A 15,406-nucleotide genomic window follows, 5' to 3' on the forward strand; every position below is an offset into this window, starting at 1 on the left:
GGCCTCAGGTGTAGGACAGCACCAGGCCCTGGATCAGCCGCGTCCAGCCGTCGACCATGACGAACAGGAACAGCTTCAGGGGCATGGAGATCGTGACCGGCGACACCATCATCATGCCCATCGCCAGCAGGATGTTGGAGACGATCAGGTCGATGATGACGAACGGCAGGTACAGCAGGAAGCCGATCTGGAACGCGGCGGTCAGCTCCGACAGCAGGAACGACGGAATCAGCACCAGCAGGTCGTCTTCCTTGAGGTTGCGGGCCTGCTGCTCGCCCCACAGCCCGCGCGCGGTGCGCAGGAAGAAATCGCGCTGCTCGGGTCGGCTGTTCTTGAGCATGAAGCCGCGCATCGGCTCGGCGCCGCGCGCGACCGCGTCGAGGATGCCTTCGAGCCGATCCGACTGCGACGCGCCCGGCGCCACCACCGCGGGCGGCGCGCGCAGTTCGTCGCCGATCTGCATCACCACCGGCCCCATGACGTAGGCGGACAGGATCAGCGCCAGCCCGTACAACGCCATGTTGGGCGGCACCTGCTGCACGCCCAGGGCATTGCGAACCAGCGTCAGCACCACCGCGATCTTCAGGAACGAGGTGGTCATGACCGCGGCCAGCGGCACCAGCGCCAAGAGCGCCAGGACGACCGCCAGGCTGATCGGATCCGCGCCGTTCATGCGCCCGCCTTGCCCAGCCGGTGCAGCGTCACGCCAATGCGGCCGTCGATCTCGACCAGCTCGCCGCTGCCCACCAGTGCGCCGTTGGCGCGCACCAGCACCGGGCCGTCGGCCAGCGGCCGCTCCAGGTCGAAGGTCTCGCCGGGCTGCAGCTGCCGCAGCTCGCCCAGCGTGATCTGGCGCTCGCCCAGCTCGAAAGTCAGTCGGACGGGGATGGCGTCGATATCGAGCGGCGTCTGGGCGCCCGCTTCGGCGTCCAACGGCGGTTGCGGCGTCTCGGTCATGAGGGAAGTCCAGCCTTGGGTAACGAGGTATGAGGAGCCCTGGCGGCGCACGCGCAGCCCCTGGCCGTCGGCGCCCAGCCACAGTTCGCCGTCGGGCGAGACCAGGCAGTGGTCCAGGAAAAGGGTGTCGCGCGGCGCCAGGCCGCGCAGTTCGGCCGCGGCCAGGTGGGTCCAGCCCAGGCAGACGCGGATGCGCACCGGCACGGCATCGAGGTCGATCTCGTTGGCCGCCGGCGCGGCGCGGCCGACCAGGCCGGCCAGCAGCATCAGGCCGAGGCCATCGGTATACAGCGTGGCGTAGATCGAGGCGCCATTGACGGGATGGCGCGCCGCGACGGTCCAGCCGTGCGCCAGGACCGGCGCCGGGCCATCGCGGCCGACCACGCGCAGGGGACCGCCCGGCGATACCTCGGCCAGGCCCGCCACCACTTCGGCCAACAACGTCTCGATGGCGGTCGACACCAGCGCCGGCGGCAGCGCGCCGGCATCGACGTCAGGCAGGCGCGCGGCCAGCCAGGCGTCGGCCGCGCTGGCCGGCAGGCCCAGCCGCAAGCGCGCGCCGGCCCATTCCAGGTCGGCCGACAGCGTGGCCGACTGGCGCAGGGCCTCGGCCACGCCGGGCGTGAAACCCAGGCGCCATTGCGCGGGCTCGGCGTCGGCGCCGGCCAGCGGCGCGAGCGTGACCGCCAGGTCGGCGCCGTGGCGCGCGATCAGCGTGCGGGCGCGGGCCTCGTTGCCGGACAGGCGCGGCAACGACGGCGGGGAGGAGGAAAGAAGCGTACTGGCTGTCATGGGTTCCAGGGATCAACGGATCGGCGCATCGGCGTCGGTTTCCGCCAGGCAGGGGTCTTCCGGGTCATCGGTGCCGACGCGCACGCGCGTCGGCCGCGCCAGGCTGTCGGCCAATTGCTCGGCCAGCGGCCGCGCCATGGCGGCCAGGCGTTCACGCGACGTTTCGTTGGCGCAGACGAAGTCGGCGATGACACGGCCGCCGTCTTCATAGACCGACACGCTGACGCCGGGCAGCACGTCGTCCTTCAATTCGACCCGCACCTGGCGCCGGCCCTGGCTGCCATCGGCCACCAGCAGCTGTTCGGCGCTGCCTTGCAGCGCCTGCGCCAGGGCCTGCGATGTGGCGTCGGCAGGCGCGGGCGCATCGGCCCGGGCCGCGCCGAACAGCGAGAACGGCGAGGGCGCGGCCGGCGGCGCGACGGGCGGCTCGTCCTTGCCGCGCGCCATGGCCTGCTCGAAGGCGCGCTTGTCGGCGTCGCTGGCCTGGCGGCCGGACGTCTGCGCATCCGATTGGGCCAGTCCCGAGCCCTGGGCGATCGCGGTATCCAGGCCGATGCGGCGGTCGATGCTCATGCCGGCTCGAACTCCTCGTGCTGCTCCCAGTCTTCGCGGTCGCGCGACAGCGAGGCGGCCTCTTCCATTTCCATGTCTTCCTTGTGCTCCAGCGCCTTCAGGTGCTCGGCCAGGTGGATGCTGGCCAGTTCCACGAACTTGCCGGTCAGGCGCACCGCCTGCTGGTGCTGGGCGCGGCGCTCGGCCAGCGCCTGGTTTTCCTCGCGCAGGCGCTCGGCGGCCTGCTCCACGGCCTGCTCGCGCTGGCGTTCGCCTTCGCGCAGGCCGGCCACGCCCTGCAGCACGTCTTCGATCTCGCGCACCCGCACCACGCGGCTGCACAGATCGCTGTACATGGCCCGTTCGCGCCGCTCGGACTCATCGCGGAAGTCCGCCAGCGCCCGCTCGGAGGCCTCGCGCGCGGCATCGGCCTCGGCGTGGCGCAGCCGCTGGCGCGACACCGCGATCTCGGCCTGGCCTTCGCGAAAGCGCTTGATAGCGAGCAGTTCGTCAAAGACGCTCATGCCGTCCCCACGATGGCGGTCATCTGCGCCAGGGCATCGGACAGCGTGGCGCGCTCGTCCGTGCGCTGCCGCAGGAACTGGTTGATCGCCGCGATCTTGTCGATGGCTTCGTCGGTGACTGCGTCGCCGCCGCGCTTGTACTCGCCGATCTTCACCAGCAGCTCGACTTCCTGGTACTTGGCCATCAGCTCGCGCAGGCGGCCGGCGGCGCGCTTGTGTTCGGGCGTGATGACCGCGTTCATGACGCGGCTGGCCGAGGCCAGCACGTCGATGGCCGGATAGTGGTTGGCCGCGCCGAGTTTGCGCGACAGCACGATGTGGCCGTCGAGGATGGAGCGGGTCTCGTCGGCGATGGGCTCGGTCATGTCGTCGCCTTCCACCAGCACCGTGTACAGCGCGGTGATCGAACCGTGCTCGTTCATGCCGGCGCGCTCCATCAGCTTGGGCAGCGTGGCGAACACCGACGGCGGATAGCCGCGGCGGGTCGGCGGTTCGCCCGCGGCCAGGCCGATCTCGCGCTGGGCGCGGGCAAAGCGCGTCACCGAGTCCATCAGGAACAGCACGCGCTTGCCCTGGTCGCGGAAATATTCGGCGATGGCCGTGGCCACATAGGCGGCCTTGGCGCGTTCCATCGACGACTTGTCGCTGGTGGCGCAGACGATCACGCTCTTGCGGCGACCCTCGCGGCCCAGTTCGTGTTCCAGGAATTCGCGCACCTCGCGGCCGCGCTCGCCGATCAACGCCACCACCGTCACGTCCACCGCCGCGCCCTTGACCAGCATGCCCATCAGGGTCGACTTGCCGCCGCCCGCGGCGGCGAAGATGCCCATGCGCTGGCCTTCGCCGCAGGTCAGCACGCTGTCCAGCGCGCGCACGCCCAGCTCCAGCGGCTGCGAGATGATGCGGCGCTTGAGCGGATCCGGCGCCTCGGCGAACACGGGGTAGAACTTGCTGGCTTCCAGCGGGCCCAGCTCGGCCTCGTCCAGCGGCCGGCCCAGGCCGTCCAGCACCCGGCCCAGCAGCCCCGGGCCCACGGGCACCATGTGGGCGCGGCCGGTGGGGATGACCTCGGTGGCGGTGGAGATGCCGTACATGTCGCCGATCGGCGTGAGCAGCGCGGCGTCGCGCGCGAAGCCCACCACCTCGCCCTTCATCTCGAAGTTCTCGCCCGGGTTGCGCAGGATGCAGACCTCGCCCACCTTCACCGACGGCACCACCGCCTTGATGATGGTGCCGATCACCTGGGTGACGCGGCCCTTGATGCGCAGCGTCGGCGTGTCCTGCAGCGCCAGCTCCATCATTTCGGAGATGTAGTCGAACTGGCGCATGGCTAGACGCGGCTGCCCAGGGTGCGCTGGAAGGCCTGGCGCAGCGCCTGGATCTGCCCTTCCAGGCTGGCCTCGACCATGCCGATCTCGCTTTCGAGGATGCAGGCGCCGCGTGCCAGGCGGCCATCGGCCAGGATGTCGAGGTAGCCCACGCCGGGATAGGCCGCCAGCAGGTCGTTGATCTGTTCGCGCACCGTGTCGACTTCGGCCGGATTCAGCCGCAAGGTCATCTGCTTCTGGTTGCGCACCACCGCCAGGGCGTTGCGCACCACCACCATGACCTTCTCGCGGTCGTCGAAGCCGTCCACCACCTTGCGCACGGCCGACATCACCAGCTCGACCATTTCGTTCTCGACGCCGGCGAAGTACTCGACCGTGCGGCCGACGGTCTCGATCATCTTCTCGGCCTGGTCCAGCAACGCCGCCTCGCGGCCCTCTTCGTAGCCGCGCTGGCGCTCGGCCTCGAACGCCGCCTGGGCGCCGCCGATGATTTCATCGGCCCGCGCCCGCGCCTGCGCCAGCAGCTGCTCGGCATCGGCCCATGCCGCCAGTTCGGCGCCGCGCAGCACGCGCGCGGCGGGGTCGACGCGGCCGGCCGAGGCGCGCGGCGTCAGCGGATCGCGGGGAATGAGGAAAGCCATGCGGGCTCCGTTTTCTTCAGTAGCGACAGGCCCAGCGCCAGCGCCTGCGGCGCGGGCAGGGGCGCGGGCGGCGCGGGCAGGTCGGGCAGTTTCAGTTCGGCGCGTTGCGCCAGCTCGGGGCCGGCGCCGCTCAGGGCCGCGCGCAACGCGCCCAGGCCCAGCGTGTCCACCGCGGCGGTGGTCTCGGCCAGGGTCCAGGCGGCGCTGTCGGCCAGGCCGTCATGCAGCCCCGCGGCCGTGCGCCGGGTGAAATCCAGCAGGTCCGCGCCCAGGTGCGCGATCAGCGCCCGCACCTCATCGCCGGCGATGGCGCGGCGCAACCGCGGCCCGCACAGCACCGCGCCCAGCCGGCGGGCGCACTGCGCCAGCGCCTCCGGCGCCAGCAGCGCCAGCGCCAGTTCGGGGCGGGCGGGATCGGTCACGGGGCGTTGCCACAGGCCCAGCGCGTCCAGTATCTCGCGCGACCAATGCCGGTGCCACGCCGGCGCCAGCGCGGGCGCGGCGGCGATCGCTGCCAGCGCGGCCGGCGGCGCATAGGCCGCGTGGCGGCTCGGGTGCAGCGTGCGGCTGGGCAGCTGGTTGAATTCAACCAGCCTGCGGTCCAGCACCGCCGATGCGGGCATCATCGTCAGCGGGCCTCGGACACGGGTTCGCGGCACTCGGGCCGGGCACGGCCCGGCACGCCGTAGCGCCACAGTACGTAGGCCAGCGCGCCGGCCAGGGCCAGCACCAGCAGGATCAGCAGCGCCAGCCACGCCAGCAGCGTGACCGACGAGCCCTCGCCCACCTCGATGCCCAGCACCTGGCGCGTGGCGTGGCCGGCGGCCGAGGCCGCGGCAGCGGGCTGCGCCGATACCAGCGCGATCGACACGCGGTCTTCGGTCAGCCCGGGAATCGCGTGCGTGACCAGCTTGCGGATCTGCGGCTGCAACGCGTCCAGGTTGTAGCCCGCCTGGTGCTTGATGAACACCGCCGCGGTCGACGGCGTAGTGTTCTCGCCCACGCCGCCGCGCTCGGGCAGCACCACGTGCACCCGCGCGGCCAGCACGCCGTCCATCTGCGACAGGGTGTTGGTGAGCTCCTGCGACAGCGCGTAGATATACCGGGCGCGCTCTTCCAGCGGCGACGACACCAGGCCTTCCTTGCGGAAGATCTGCCCCATGCCGTCGAAGCGCTCGCGCGGCAGGCCGCGGGCGCGCAGGATGTCGAGCGCGCGCGCCACCTGCTGGCCGTCCACCGACACGGCCACGCCGGTCTTGGTGGTGGCCTTCTGCGCGGAGATGCCGGCGTCCAGCAGCACCGACAGCACCTCGTTGGCCTCGCTCTCGTTGGCGGCCGAGAACAGCTCCACGCGCGATCCGCAGGCCGCCAGCAGCAACGCCAGGCCCAGCACCAGCCAGCGCAGCCGCAGCAGCGCCGAGGCCGGGCCGCGGCCGGACGCGACGGGGAAAGACAGGGATGAAACGGCTTGCATTAGGACATCCTGACGAGCGAATCGATGTTCTGCGTGGTGCGCGAGACGGCCTTGCCGACCAGCTCGTACTGCACCGACACCTGCACCAGGTCGGCCTGCAGCCGCAGCATGTCGGCGATGGCCGGCTGGGACGACATGGCGTCCAGGCGGCCCGAGATGTTCTGCCACTTCTCCGAGTATTCGGTGGTGGTGTTGCGCAGGCTGGCCAGGATCTGGTTGCCGAGCGTGGCCGGGGCCGCGTCGGTGGCGGGCGTGAAGGCCGATTGCAGCGCGGCCTGCAGGCCGGTCAGCGCGGGCGCGTCGGCCTGCGGCGCGGCCATCAACTGCGCGAAGCGTTCGGTGACCAACTCGGACGGCGCGGCCTTTGCCGTTTCCAGCACGGGCGCCAAGGCGGCGGAAAGTGCGGTGATCTCCATGATTCCCCTAGGGCGTGTCGCCCTTCGTTTCGGTTTCCAATCCCAGCAGCGAGCGCGCCAGCGCGACGCCTTCGTCACCCTCGCGGCCTTGCGCGCAGGTCTGCAGCAGTCGCGTGCTCTCGGCGTTGCGGCCGGCCAGCTGTAAGGCCAGTCCGCGCCAGGGCGCCAGCACGCCGCGTTCGGCGGCCGCGCTGGCCTCGCCCTGCTCCAGCAGCCGCACGGCCTCGTCGGCGCGGCCGGCGTTCAGGCGGGCCACCGCCAACCCCAGCCAGGGATAGGCCCGCCCCGGACGCAAGGCGCGCAGCGCCTGGAAGATGGCGTCGGCATGGGCCACGTCGCCGCGGCCGGCCGCCAGGAATCCCACTTCGGCGAGGATGCGCGCGTCGTCCGCATCAAGTACAAAAGCCGTCTCACCCGAGACGGCTGTTGCCGAGCCTGCATCCACCCTATCGATCATGGCGTTTCCAGTTCACGAATGGCCCTCTTTTGCCGTCAGCGCCAGCAGGCTCGCGGCGCGCGCGCCCAACGGGGCGTAGGCGCTGTCGGCCTCGGCCGCGGCCACCACCAACCGCAACGACTCGCGCGCCGCCTCGGGCTGCGCCAGGGCCAGCTGGCATTCGGCCACGCGCAGCGTGGCTTCCGGCGCCAACGGATACAGCACGCCGATCAGCGACTGGATCCGGATCGCCTCTTCGTAGCGCGCCTGCATCTGCAGGCACAAGGCCAGCCCGGCCAGGTAATGCTTGCGCGTGGGCCCGTATTGCGACAGGAAGGCGAACAGCGGCAACGCCTGGGCGTACTGGGCTTGCGCCACATGGGCATACGCCATGGCATAGATCACCTCGAGCTGGTCGGCGGTGAGCCGCTGGCTGCCCGGCAACGCCGCCAGGCCGTCATACAGTTGCTGCCCGAAGGCGCTGCGCGGGGTCGCGGATGGGGATAGGGACACTTTGGTTCGCTCCGATATTGATGCCAGTCAGACCATGGCGCGCTTGCCGATGTTGGCGGTGACCTGGCTCATGCTTTCGGCCGTCGCATTGATCATCTTGCTGACCATCTGCATCGACTCGTCCATGGCCTGCATCACGCTCTTGATCTTTTCGCGGTCTTCTTCCATCGAGGCCTGCAGCTTGACCAGCAGGGCCTCGAGCGCCTTCTTGTCGGCCAGCACCTTGTCGGCCGCCTCCTGCGCCTGCGCCGACTTGATGGTCTCGGCCCCGGTGATGACCTGGCCCGCGCCCTTGGCCACCGCGGCCGCGCCCGACGCCACCTGGCCGGCCGTCTTGGCGGTATCGGCCACCGTGCGCGCGGTCTGCGAGCCGACATTGGCCGCCGCATTGGCCCCCGCGGACACCGCGCCCGCGCCAAACGAGGCCACCGCCATCACCACGCCCACCGTGATGGTCGCGGCCAGTCCGACCGCCATCGCGATGTAGCCGGCGGTCTGCGGATCGGCGCCCGCCACCACCGCGATGGCGCCGGCCATCTTGCCCAGCGCGCCCGGTTCGATGAGGACAGCGCCGGTCATCAACATGGCCGCGCCGGCAACGATATTGCCGATCTTCTCGGCCAGCTCCGGTTCCACCCCGAAGGCCTGCAGCAACTTGCTCACGGCCTGGGTGATGAGATTGCTGATGCTGATTTCGGGGCCGCCGCACTCGGCGGATATCTGGTTCGCCAGCAGGCTGACCGCGCCGGCCACCGCGATGGCCGCCAGCGTCACCATGACCGGCCCGGCCGCGCCGCCCGTCACGGCCGTGGCCGCCACGGCCGCCACCACCATCAGGGCCGCCGCGATCGCCGCCACGATGGCGCCGATCCAGCCGAAGATCTTGCCCAGGATGCCGCCCTTGTCGGCCTCCTTGCTCTTCTGGATCCACTCATCGACCTTGCGCGCCTGCTCTTCGTTGTTCTTGGCCTGTTCGATGCGGTTGTTCTCGATGTTTTCCTTGGCGGAGCGCAATTGCGCGTCCTGCGTCTTGCCTTGCAGGGCGCGCAGCAGGTCCACCATCTCGGACGCCGAGAATTCACGGGCGGGCGGGGCGATGGCGGGCTTGCCATTGGCGTTGGTGACGCCATCGCCGCCACTGTTGCGCGCCTGCGCCACGCTCGATGCCCATTGCGAGGCCAGCGCGGCCAGGTCCAGGCCGCTGGCGGCGCGCAGGGCGGCCTCGGCCGCCGCGCCCGTGGCGGCGCCGGCGCCGGACGGATCCAGCGCGGGCGTCAGCCCGGCATTGCCGGTCGAAGGGCGGATATCCATGATCGTGGCTCCCCTGGCGGACTCAGAGATTGCGGGCGATGCCGCGGTTGGTTTCGCTGCGGCTCTGCTCGATCGCGCCGAGCTTGTCGCGCACGTCGCGGATGACGTCCATCATCTGCTGCATCACGTCATTGGCCTGCTGCGCGCCCGACTCGAACACCTTGGCGTCGGCTTCCAACCGCGCGCGGTCGGCGTCGGCCGCGCCGGCCTTGCGGTCATAGGCGGCCTGCACGATGCCGCCGACGCCGCCCGCCATGCCGCTCAGGCCCTGGCCGATGCCGGAGGCATTGTTGGCGAAGCCGTCGAGCTTGGCCTGCGTCACGGTCTGCTGCGCGGTCAGCGGGCTGGACGTGGTGGTCATGCGGGCCGAGGCTCCCATCGCCGCCACGCCGCCGGCGCCGACGCCGGCCTGGATGACGCCGCCGACGATCTGGCTGATGCCCTGCGCCAGCGCCCCCTTGAAGCGCTCTTCGGCGGCTTCCTTGATCTTGTCGGCCGCTCCCATCAAGGCCTGCGTCTGCGCATCCATCGACGCCGCGCGGTCGGCGCGGGCGGCATTGCGCTGCTCCTGCGAGATCTTCTGCAACAGCGCCATCACCGCGTACATGTCGGTATCGGCGCTCGCCATCAGCTTGTTCAGCGCTTCGGCCACCCCGGCGGCGTCGCCTTTCGGCGGCGGCGGCAGGCCCAGGGCCGCCAGCTTGTCGGCCGCGCCGCCCTTGCCCACGAACTGCGTGGCGTCCAGCTGGGTGAAGCCGGGCGGGGGCGCCGGCGCGGCGTCGGCGCCGGCCAGCGGATCGAGCAGCGCCGGATTGATGGCGCCCGGGTTGTTGATGTTGATCATCTCAATTCTCCTTGGCGCCACGCGCCGCCAGCAGGTCGCGCAGTCCCTGCGCGCGTTCGGCCAGCACGGCGTGGCGATCCGGTTTGCACATGGCCAGCGCCAGCTCGCACGACTGCAGGGCGGCCGCCGGCTGGCCCATTTCCAGCAGGCATTGGGCGGCATGGAACACCGGCGCCGGCTCCAGCGGGTCGAGCAGCGCGGCGGCCATGTACTGCTGCAGCGCGTCGGCGTGCTTGCCCATGGCCTGGGCGGTGGCGCCCAGGGCCACCAGGTAGCGATGCTCGGTGTGATCCAGGGTCACCAGGTAGGCCAGCACCTTGAGCGCATCGGCATAGCGCCCTTTTTCATACAGGCCGTAGCCCAGGCCATAGAGCGCCTCGCACTCGTCGGCGGTCACGCCCTTGAGCTGGCCCAGGCTGCCGCCCCTGGCCATCTGCTCGACGATCTGGTCATGCAGCGCTGCGTACTCCGCGCCGGTCATCGGCGCCTGGGCGGTGGTGGTCATGGCGGGCTCCAGGATCGGCAGGGTCAGACCATCGTGCGCGGACGCTTGACCGGGGCGCCCGCGGCGCGCGGCGTGCTGCGCTGGCGGGCATAGGCCGCTTCCTGCTCGACTTCGCGGTCGACCGCCTCCATGTCCTGGCGGAACAGGGCCTCGGCCTCCTCGCGCTGGCGCTCGTCCATCGGCTGCGCCTGCAGCGTGGCACGGACCTTGTCCGGGTCCAGGCCGAGCTTGCGCAGGTTGTCGTCGGACGCTTCGATGGACTGGCGGGCATCGCGCACGGCGGCTTCGGCGCGCTCGATGATGTCCTGGATGTTCTGGTCTTGGGTGTCGGCCATTGCCGGTCTCCGGATTGCGGGCGGGAAGGAAGGGGTGGGGATCAGCGCATGTTGCCGATGATCGACGAGCGGCTGTCCTGCATTTTCTTGATGAAGTTGGTCATCGTGTCGAAGGCCTCGTTACGCTTGTTCGACAGGCTCTGCAGGCGCAGCATGTCCATCTGCTGGCTGTTGCTGGCGGCGTCGAGCTTGCTCTTGATGTCGGGAATGGCCTTTTCCAGCCCCTCGCGAGTGGGCATGCCGGTCACGTTGGCGCCGATGACGTTGCCGGCGGCGTCCTTGATCGGCGTGGCCTTGACCGGCGCGGGGTCCATGCCCAGCTTGAACGCCTGGGTGGCGTAGTCCGTGGCCAGCGCCTTGTTGGTCGGCGTGCCGGCGCCTTCCTTGACCTGGTCGCCCGGCTTGGCGTCCTTGGAGTCCAGCGTGCCCTTCATGCCGTTGAGCTTGGCCTGCATGTCGTTCAGGGCGCCGGTCACTTCGTTGCGCTTCTGCACTTCCTCGATCTGGCTCTTGAGCTGGCTGTCCAGCAGCTTGGTGCGCTCGGACTGGACCATCATCAAGGCGGTCTCGATGTCCATGCCGGAAATGTTGCTCAGGTTGATGCCGCCGACGCCGGCGTTGCTCACGTTCATGTTCAAGATAAGCTCCTGGTCCGGGCGGATCGCCTGGCTTCGATGTTTCGGTTGACCGACTATGCAGCTTGAGTAACGGAACCCGGCGTCAGGTTCCACGAATCTTCTCGGAAATCGCCATCTTGCTGTCCTGCATCTTCTTGACGTAGTTGGTCAGCATGTCCGCCGACTCATTGCGGCGGTTCATCAGGGCCTGCAGGCGCAGCATCTGGTCCTGTTGCAGGTTGGAGGCCTCGTCGATGGCGCCCTGCACCCGGGTCACCGCCTTGCGCAGTTCGCCGTATTCCGAGTCGTAGCGAATGCCGCCCGGGCAGCGATTAAGGGTTTGCCCGGGGTAGTCGGGCGTCATGAAGCCTTCACCGCCGGCCATTTTCTTGACCAGGTCCACGGCCAGGAAATGACCGCGCAGATCGCCCTTGTCGCGCCACTGGGCCAGCAGCTCGGCCTGCTCGGGCGGCAGGTAGGCGCGGGCGAATTCCTTCATGTCGCCCATGTGGCCGAACAGGCGCCAGGTATTGCTGTCGGAAGAGAATCCCAGGTTGATGCCGGCCTCGGCCGCCGCCCGGTTGATGCTGTCGGCCTGGCGGAAACTCCAGCCGCCATGGGCGTCGTCCCATTCCTTGTCGTACTTGGCCCCGGCATTGAACTGCGCCTGCACCGCCTTCAGGCCGGCCTGGACCGTGTTGAGCAGTTCCAGGCGCCGGTTGAGCGCGCGCAACTCCTGGATCTGGGCCTCGATCTGCTTATCCAGCAGGCGTCCGCGCTCGCCCTGCACGCTGAGCATCGCGGTTTCCTGGTCCGCGCCCACCAGGTCGGCGCCGCGCACGCCGCTGGAGCTCTCCAGGCCCACCCCGCCCAGGCTGGGCTGGCTGCCATTGACAGGTCCGACCATCGCTTGCCCCTTATCCGGTCAACGCATGTTGCCGATGATCGACGACCGGCTTTCCTGCATCTTCTTGATGAAGTTGGTCATCACGTCGAACGCCTCGTTGCGCTTGCCGGTCAGGCCCTGCAACCGCAGCATTTCCATCTGCTGGGTGTTGCCGAGGTTGTCGAGCGAGCTCTTGATCTCGTTGACCGCCTGCGTGTTGGCATCGATCGCCCGGCCGTTGCTGGCGATCTGGGCCTCGAGCGCCGCGATCTTGCCGCCAAGCTGATCGACGAACCCCTGCACCACCCGGCCCTTGGCATCCATGGTGCCGTTGCGATCGACATCGCGGGGCGCGTCGTCACCCGTCGGAATGGTCAGCCCGGCCGCCTTGATCTGGTCGAGCGTGGCGTGCGAGAGCGCCTTGTCGTCCCCCTGGCCCCAGGACAGCCCATACCAGCCCTCGGGATTGGGGCACTTGCTGGCCGCAAGCCGGCCCTGCAGATCCTTGAGCTGGTCGATCTGCCCCTGCAGCGTCACATTGGACGACTCCAGTTTCAGGCTGTCGGCCGTCTTGGCGTTCATGGCCTCGTTCAGGCCCGCCATCTGCGCGTTGCGGCCATTGACCGAGTCCAGTTGCTGGCGCAGGGCGTCCTCCAGCAGCTGCGAACGCTGGGTCTGGACCGTCATCAGCGCGGTCTCGATGTCCATGCTGGACAGATCCATGCTCGCCACGCCCCCCACTCCCACTCCGGAAACCGTAGACATTCCTTTCTCCTTGATTGACCGTCCGCGCCGCCTGGCGGGCGTCTGGACGACACGGGTTAACCCTAGAATTCGGCGCGGCGGAAATGGGTTCTGTCGAATCCGTGGCCTGCTGGTGTACGTAACCGGCGCCGCGCCTTGGTTCCATGAAAGAACGATGGAACTTTCCCCGCCCAACCGTTACTACCCCTGACTGTGCGCGGCCTTCGTCCGCCGTTTCTCGCGCCTTCATGAACCGTATCGACGCCGGCCTGCCCGCTTCCGCTTTCTCGTCCACGACCTCGCACGCCGACCTCCAGAACGGCCAGCAGCAGGTCGGCACGATGCTGGGCCAGGCCGCCATGACGGTGGACGGCGAGATCTCGCTGGCGGATTCGGCCGAGGAACTCAGCCTGCACATGGCCGAGAAGACCGAGGACAAGCACCACGCCGAACGCAAGATCGGCCGCGACGCCCCGCTGCAGCTGCTCAGCGCCGAGGCCATCGTGGCCTACCTGGCCGAATCGCACGACGCCGACGCCCAGGAAAAACTGATCGAGCTGGCGCGCCACCTGCTGGCCGGCGGCGCCGATCCGCGCCAGGCCGCCGCCCGCGCGTTCGGTGACGCCACCCGCCAGTACCTCGGCCTGCAATACGCGCTGCGGCAGGGGGAGCGCGAAGGCGCCCCCGAGGACGTGCTGGACGGCCTGCGCGAGGCGCTGGCCGACCTGGAACTGGAAAGCGGTCCGCAGATACGCGCCAGCCTGAACACCGTCGGCGCCGCCGCCGGCTATGCCGATGACGCCCGCGGCGTGGCCGACTTCCAGCGCACCTACCAGGACGTGGTGCTGGGCGAGGCCTCGCTGGCCAAGACCCTGTCCCTGGCGCTGGAACGCTTCGGCGGCAAGGACGTGGCGCGCGGCCTGCAGCAGCTGATCCAGGCGCTCGGCCAGGACCTGGCCGCGGCCCGCCCCTCCACCAGCCAGGACCGGCTGCAGGCGCTGATGCAGGATCTCTATCAGCTGGGCGTGGCGGTCACGGTGCTCGACGGCTGCGGCGAGCTGGGCGAGAAAATGGCGCGCGAGCACGGCAAACCCCTGGCGGCCGACAAGCTGATGCTGGACCTGGTCAACGTCAGCAACGAGAAATGGCTGTCCGAATCGCGTTTCGCGGCGCTGGCGGCCACCCATGGCGCCGACAGCGTCGCCGCCCGCATCACCTTCCTGGGCGGCATCCGCGCGGTGCTCAAGGATCTGCCGCTGCCGATGTTCCCCGACCTGGACGCCCGCCAATCGGTCCTGAGCGCGACGCAACTGGCCCTGGACGCGGCCATCGACGAGGAATACGAATGAACAGCCTGGATCGCGCCCTGGGCGCCTTCGGCGAGACCATCGGCCTGGACCGGCTGGGCCTGGGGCCGCGCGGCAACCTGGCGCTGCAACTGGATTCGGGCCGCCGCGTCGCGATCGAGACGGCCGGCGACGAAGTGCTGGTCTACGTCTCCGAGCCGGTGCCCTACGACGCCGCGCCGCGCCTGCTGCAAGCCTGGCGCCGGGCCCACCATTCGCATCTGGCGGGCTACCCGGTCCAGGCGGCCCTGCGCGACCAGGACGGCATTCCCCGGCTGCTGGCGCTGACCCGCCTGCCGGCCGACCAGACCGACGCCCCCGCGCTGCGGCGCGCGGTGGACACGCTGGCGCGCTGGCTCGACGACGCGCGCGCCGACTGACCCCGGAACGGAGACCCACACCATGTCCGATATGCGCATCAGCGGCTTCGCCTTCGACCGGGGACTGGACGGCATCAGCTACGCCGGCCGCGAAACCACCGGCCAGCACCTGCCGGAACGCCAGGAGCTGGCGCCGCCGGCCGATGGCGTCAAGGCGCAGCTGGCGCAACTGCTCGACACCCCGAACATCGACCGCTACCTCGACGGCCAGCTGCGCCCCACGGTCGCCAACCGCGACCTGCTGCTGCCCGGCAAGTTCGCCCAGGCCCTGCAGGCGACGCTGGAAGGCCTGTCCGCCGCGGCCGAACAAAGCCAGGACCGCAATCCCGAGGACGCCCGCGCGCTGAACCGCGCGGTGCGGCTGCTCAAGGACGAGGCCGGCCTGCGCGACCTGGTCGCCATGTACCGCAGCGCGCTGTACCAGGGATGAACGCCTCCATGCCTCTGACGCCCGACGCCCGCGAGCTGCTCAGCCTGCTGGCCTATGTCTACCTGGAAAACAACCGCCCCGAAAAGACCGCCGTGGTGCTGAACGCGCTGCGCACGCTGGGGCTGGCCGACAGCCGCCAGCTGGCCACGCTGGCGCTGGCGCAACTGCGCGCCGGCAAGCCCGACGCGGCCCTGTCGACGCTCGACCAGCTGGCCATGCAGGGCGGCGTCGACGCGCCCTTCCACCTGATCCGCTCGCAGGCCCTGTTGGCCCTGGAGCGGCGCGACGAGGCCGCCGCGGCCATGCGCGCCTACGTTGCCCTGCGCCCCGCCGTGGCGGTCGCCCCCACCGAAGCAGAAACGACTTGAGCCGCCC

Annotated in this window: 22 protein-coding genes; 4 read left to right on the top strand and 18 right to left on the bottom strand. The window is 70.1% G+C overall.

Translation table 11 applies throughout. The annotated features are described in order from the left end of the window. Positions 1 to 4: 4 nt before the first annotated feature. From sctR to AC1HFW_RS17220, 18 genes are all read right to left on the bottom strand, one after another. The gene (sctR, locus tag AC1HFW_RS17135; RefSeq protein WP_479284558.1) at positions 5 to 673 is read right to left on the bottom strand and encodes a type III secretion system export apparatus subunit SctR; all 669 of its coding nucleotides are present in this window, start codon (positions 671 to 673) and stop codon (positions 5 to 7) included. Beyond that, positions 670 to 1,749, bottom strand: a complete 1,080-nt coding sequence (gene sctQ, locus AC1HFW_RS17140) for a type III secretion system cytoplasmic ring protein SctQ (RefSeq protein WP_479284559.1) — start codon at positions 1,747 to 1,749, stop codon at positions 670 to 672. The genes sctR and sctQ overlap by 4 nt, the downstream gene beginning before the upstream one ends. Positions 1,750 to 1,761: 12 nt before the next feature. Next, a complete protein-coding gene (locus AC1HFW_RS17145; protein ID WP_479284560.1) occupies positions 1,762 to 2,322 on the bottom strand; it encodes a hypothetical protein in 561 nt (186 codons plus the stop codon). Continuing rightward, positions 2,319 to 2,825: a type III secretion protein gene (locus AC1HFW_RS17150; protein WP_479284562.1), complete on the bottom strand. Its 507-nt coding sequence runs from the start codon at positions 2,823 to 2,825 to the stop codon at positions 2,319 to 2,321. Before AC1HFW_RS17150 ends, AC1HFW_RS17145 begins: the two co-directional genes overlap by 4 nt. Next, positions 2,822 to 4,153, bottom strand: coding sequence for a type III secretion system ATPase SctN (gene sctN / locus AC1HFW_RS17155; RefSeq protein WP_061072475.1), 1,332 nt, complete (start codon positions 4,151 to 4,153; stop codon positions 2,822 to 2,824). Before sctN ends, AC1HFW_RS17150 begins: the two co-directional genes overlap by 4 nt. Before the next feature lie 2 nt (positions 4,154 to 4,155). Beyond that, positions 4,156 to 4,794 carry an HrpE/YscL family type III secretion apparatus protein gene (locus AC1HFW_RS17160; RefSeq protein WP_061072476.1) on the bottom strand — a complete coding sequence of 213 codons (639 nt, stop codon included), beginning with the start codon at positions 4,792 to 4,794 and terminating at the stop codon, positions 4,156 to 4,158. Next, positions 4,764 to 5,420, bottom strand: a complete 657-nt coding sequence (locus tag AC1HFW_RS17165) for a SctK family type III secretion system sorting platform protein (protein WP_479284565.1) — start codon at positions 5,418 to 5,420, stop codon at positions 4,764 to 4,766. Before AC1HFW_RS17165 ends, AC1HFW_RS17160 begins: the two co-directional genes overlap by 31 nt. Positions 5,421 to 5,422: 2 nt before the next feature. Continuing rightward, positions 5,423 to 6,268, bottom strand: coding sequence for a type III secretion system inner membrane ring lipoprotein SctJ (gene sctJ / locus AC1HFW_RS17170; RefSeq protein WP_479284567.1), 846 nt, complete (start codon positions 6,266 to 6,268; stop codon positions 5,423 to 5,425). Then, positions 6,268 to 6,684 carry a type III secretion system inner rod subunit SctI gene (gene sctI / locus AC1HFW_RS17175; RefSeq protein ID WP_006392840.1) on the bottom strand — a complete coding sequence of 139 codons (417 nt, stop codon included), beginning with the start codon at positions 6,682 to 6,684 and terminating at the stop codon, positions 6,268 to 6,270. Before sctI ends, sctJ begins: the two co-directional genes overlap by 1 nt. A 7-nt stretch (positions 6,685 to 6,691) precedes the next feature. Continuing rightward, positions 6,692 to 7,141 (bottom strand): tetratricopeptide repeat protein, encoded by a 450-nt coding sequence (locus AC1HFW_RS17180; RefSeq protein WP_035359971.1) that lies wholly within the window; start codon positions 7,139 to 7,141, stop codon positions 6,692 to 6,694. Positions 7,142 to 7,153: 12 nt separating this feature from the next. Further along, the gene (locus AC1HFW_RS17185; protein ID WP_050813120.1) at positions 7,154 to 7,633 is read right to left on the bottom strand and encodes a SycD/LcrH family type III secretion system chaperone; all 480 of its coding nucleotides are present in this window, start codon (positions 7,631 to 7,633) and stop codon (positions 7,154 to 7,156) included. A 27-nt stretch (positions 7,634 to 7,660) separates the two neighbouring features. Further along, entirely contained in the window at positions 7,661 to 8,944 is a 1,284-nt protein-coding gene (gene sctE / locus AC1HFW_RS17190) for a type III secretion system translocon subunit SseC family protein (protein ID WP_006392837.1), read from the bottom strand. A gap of 22 nt (positions 8,945 to 8,966) precedes the next feature. After that, the gene (gene sctB / locus AC1HFW_RS17195) at positions 8,967 to 9,788 is read right to left on the bottom strand and encodes a type III secretion system translocon subunit SctB (protein ID WP_479284570.1); all 822 of its coding nucleotides are present in this window, start codon (positions 9,786 to 9,788) and stop codon (positions 8,967 to 8,969) included. Between the two features lies 1 nt (position 9,789). Continuing rightward, on the bottom strand, positions 9,790 to 10,293 hold the full coding sequence (locus AC1HFW_RS17200; RefSeq protein WP_006392835.1) for a SycD/LcrH family type III secretion system chaperone: 504 nt from the start codon (positions 10,291 to 10,293) through the stop codon (positions 9,790 to 9,792). Between the two features lie 23 nt (positions 10,294 to 10,316). Continuing rightward, the gene (locus AC1HFW_RS17205; RefSeq protein ID WP_006392834.1) at positions 10,317 to 10,628 is read right to left on the bottom strand and encodes a hypothetical protein; all 312 of its coding nucleotides are present in this window, start codon (positions 10,626 to 10,628) and stop codon (positions 10,317 to 10,319) included. Between the two features lie 41 nt (positions 10,629 to 10,669). Then, entirely contained in the window at positions 10,670 to 11,260 is a 591-nt protein-coding gene (locus tag AC1HFW_RS17210; protein WP_241074318.1) for a hypothetical protein, read from the bottom strand. Positions 11,261 to 11,348: 88 nt separating this feature from the next. Next, complete coding sequence (locus tag AC1HFW_RS17215; protein WP_479284571.1) at positions 11,349 to 12,152, bottom strand: hypothetical protein; 804 nt, start codon at positions 12,150 to 12,152, stop codon at positions 11,349 to 11,351. Between the two features lie 18 nt (positions 12,153 to 12,170). Next, entirely contained in the window at positions 12,171 to 12,896 is a 726-nt protein-coding gene (locus tag AC1HFW_RS17220) for a hypothetical protein (RefSeq protein WP_035359970.1), read from the bottom strand. 227 nt (positions 12,897 to 13,123) lie between these two features. Between AC1HFW_RS17220 and sctW the strand changes: the two genes are divergently transcribed. Genes sctW through sctY form a run of 4 tightly spaced genes read left to right on the top strand, consistent with a single transcriptional unit; the run spans position 13,124 to position 15,399 of the window. Further along, a complete protein-coding gene (sctW, locus tag AC1HFW_RS17225) occupies positions 13,124 to 14,224 on the top strand; it encodes a type III secretion system gatekeeper subunit SctW (protein ID WP_116520507.1) in 1,101 nt (366 codons plus the stop codon). Continuing rightward, positions 14,221 to 14,601 (top strand): type III secretion system chaperone family protein, encoded by a 381-nt coding sequence (locus AC1HFW_RS17230; RefSeq protein ID WP_006392829.1) that lies wholly within the window; start codon positions 14,221 to 14,223, stop codon positions 14,599 to 14,601. The genes sctW and AC1HFW_RS17230 overlap by 4 nt, the downstream gene beginning before the upstream one ends. A 22-nt stretch (positions 14,602 to 14,623) precedes the next feature. Further along, positions 14,624 to 15,031 (top strand): type III secretion apparatus assembly protein SctX, encoded by a 408-nt coding sequence (sctX, locus tag AC1HFW_RS17235; protein ID WP_006392828.1) that lies wholly within the window; start codon positions 14,624 to 14,626, stop codon positions 15,029 to 15,031. 8 nt (positions 15,032 to 15,039) lie between these two features. Next, positions 15,040 to 15,399, top strand: coding sequence for a type III secretion apparatus assembly chaperone SctY (gene sctY / locus AC1HFW_RS17240; protein ID WP_006392827.1), 360 nt, complete (start codon positions 15,040 to 15,042; stop codon positions 15,397 to 15,399). The last annotated feature ends 7 nt before the right edge of the window (positions 15,400 to 15,406 follow it).

Source organism: Achromobacter sp. ISS7 (genome assembly GCF_056523125.1).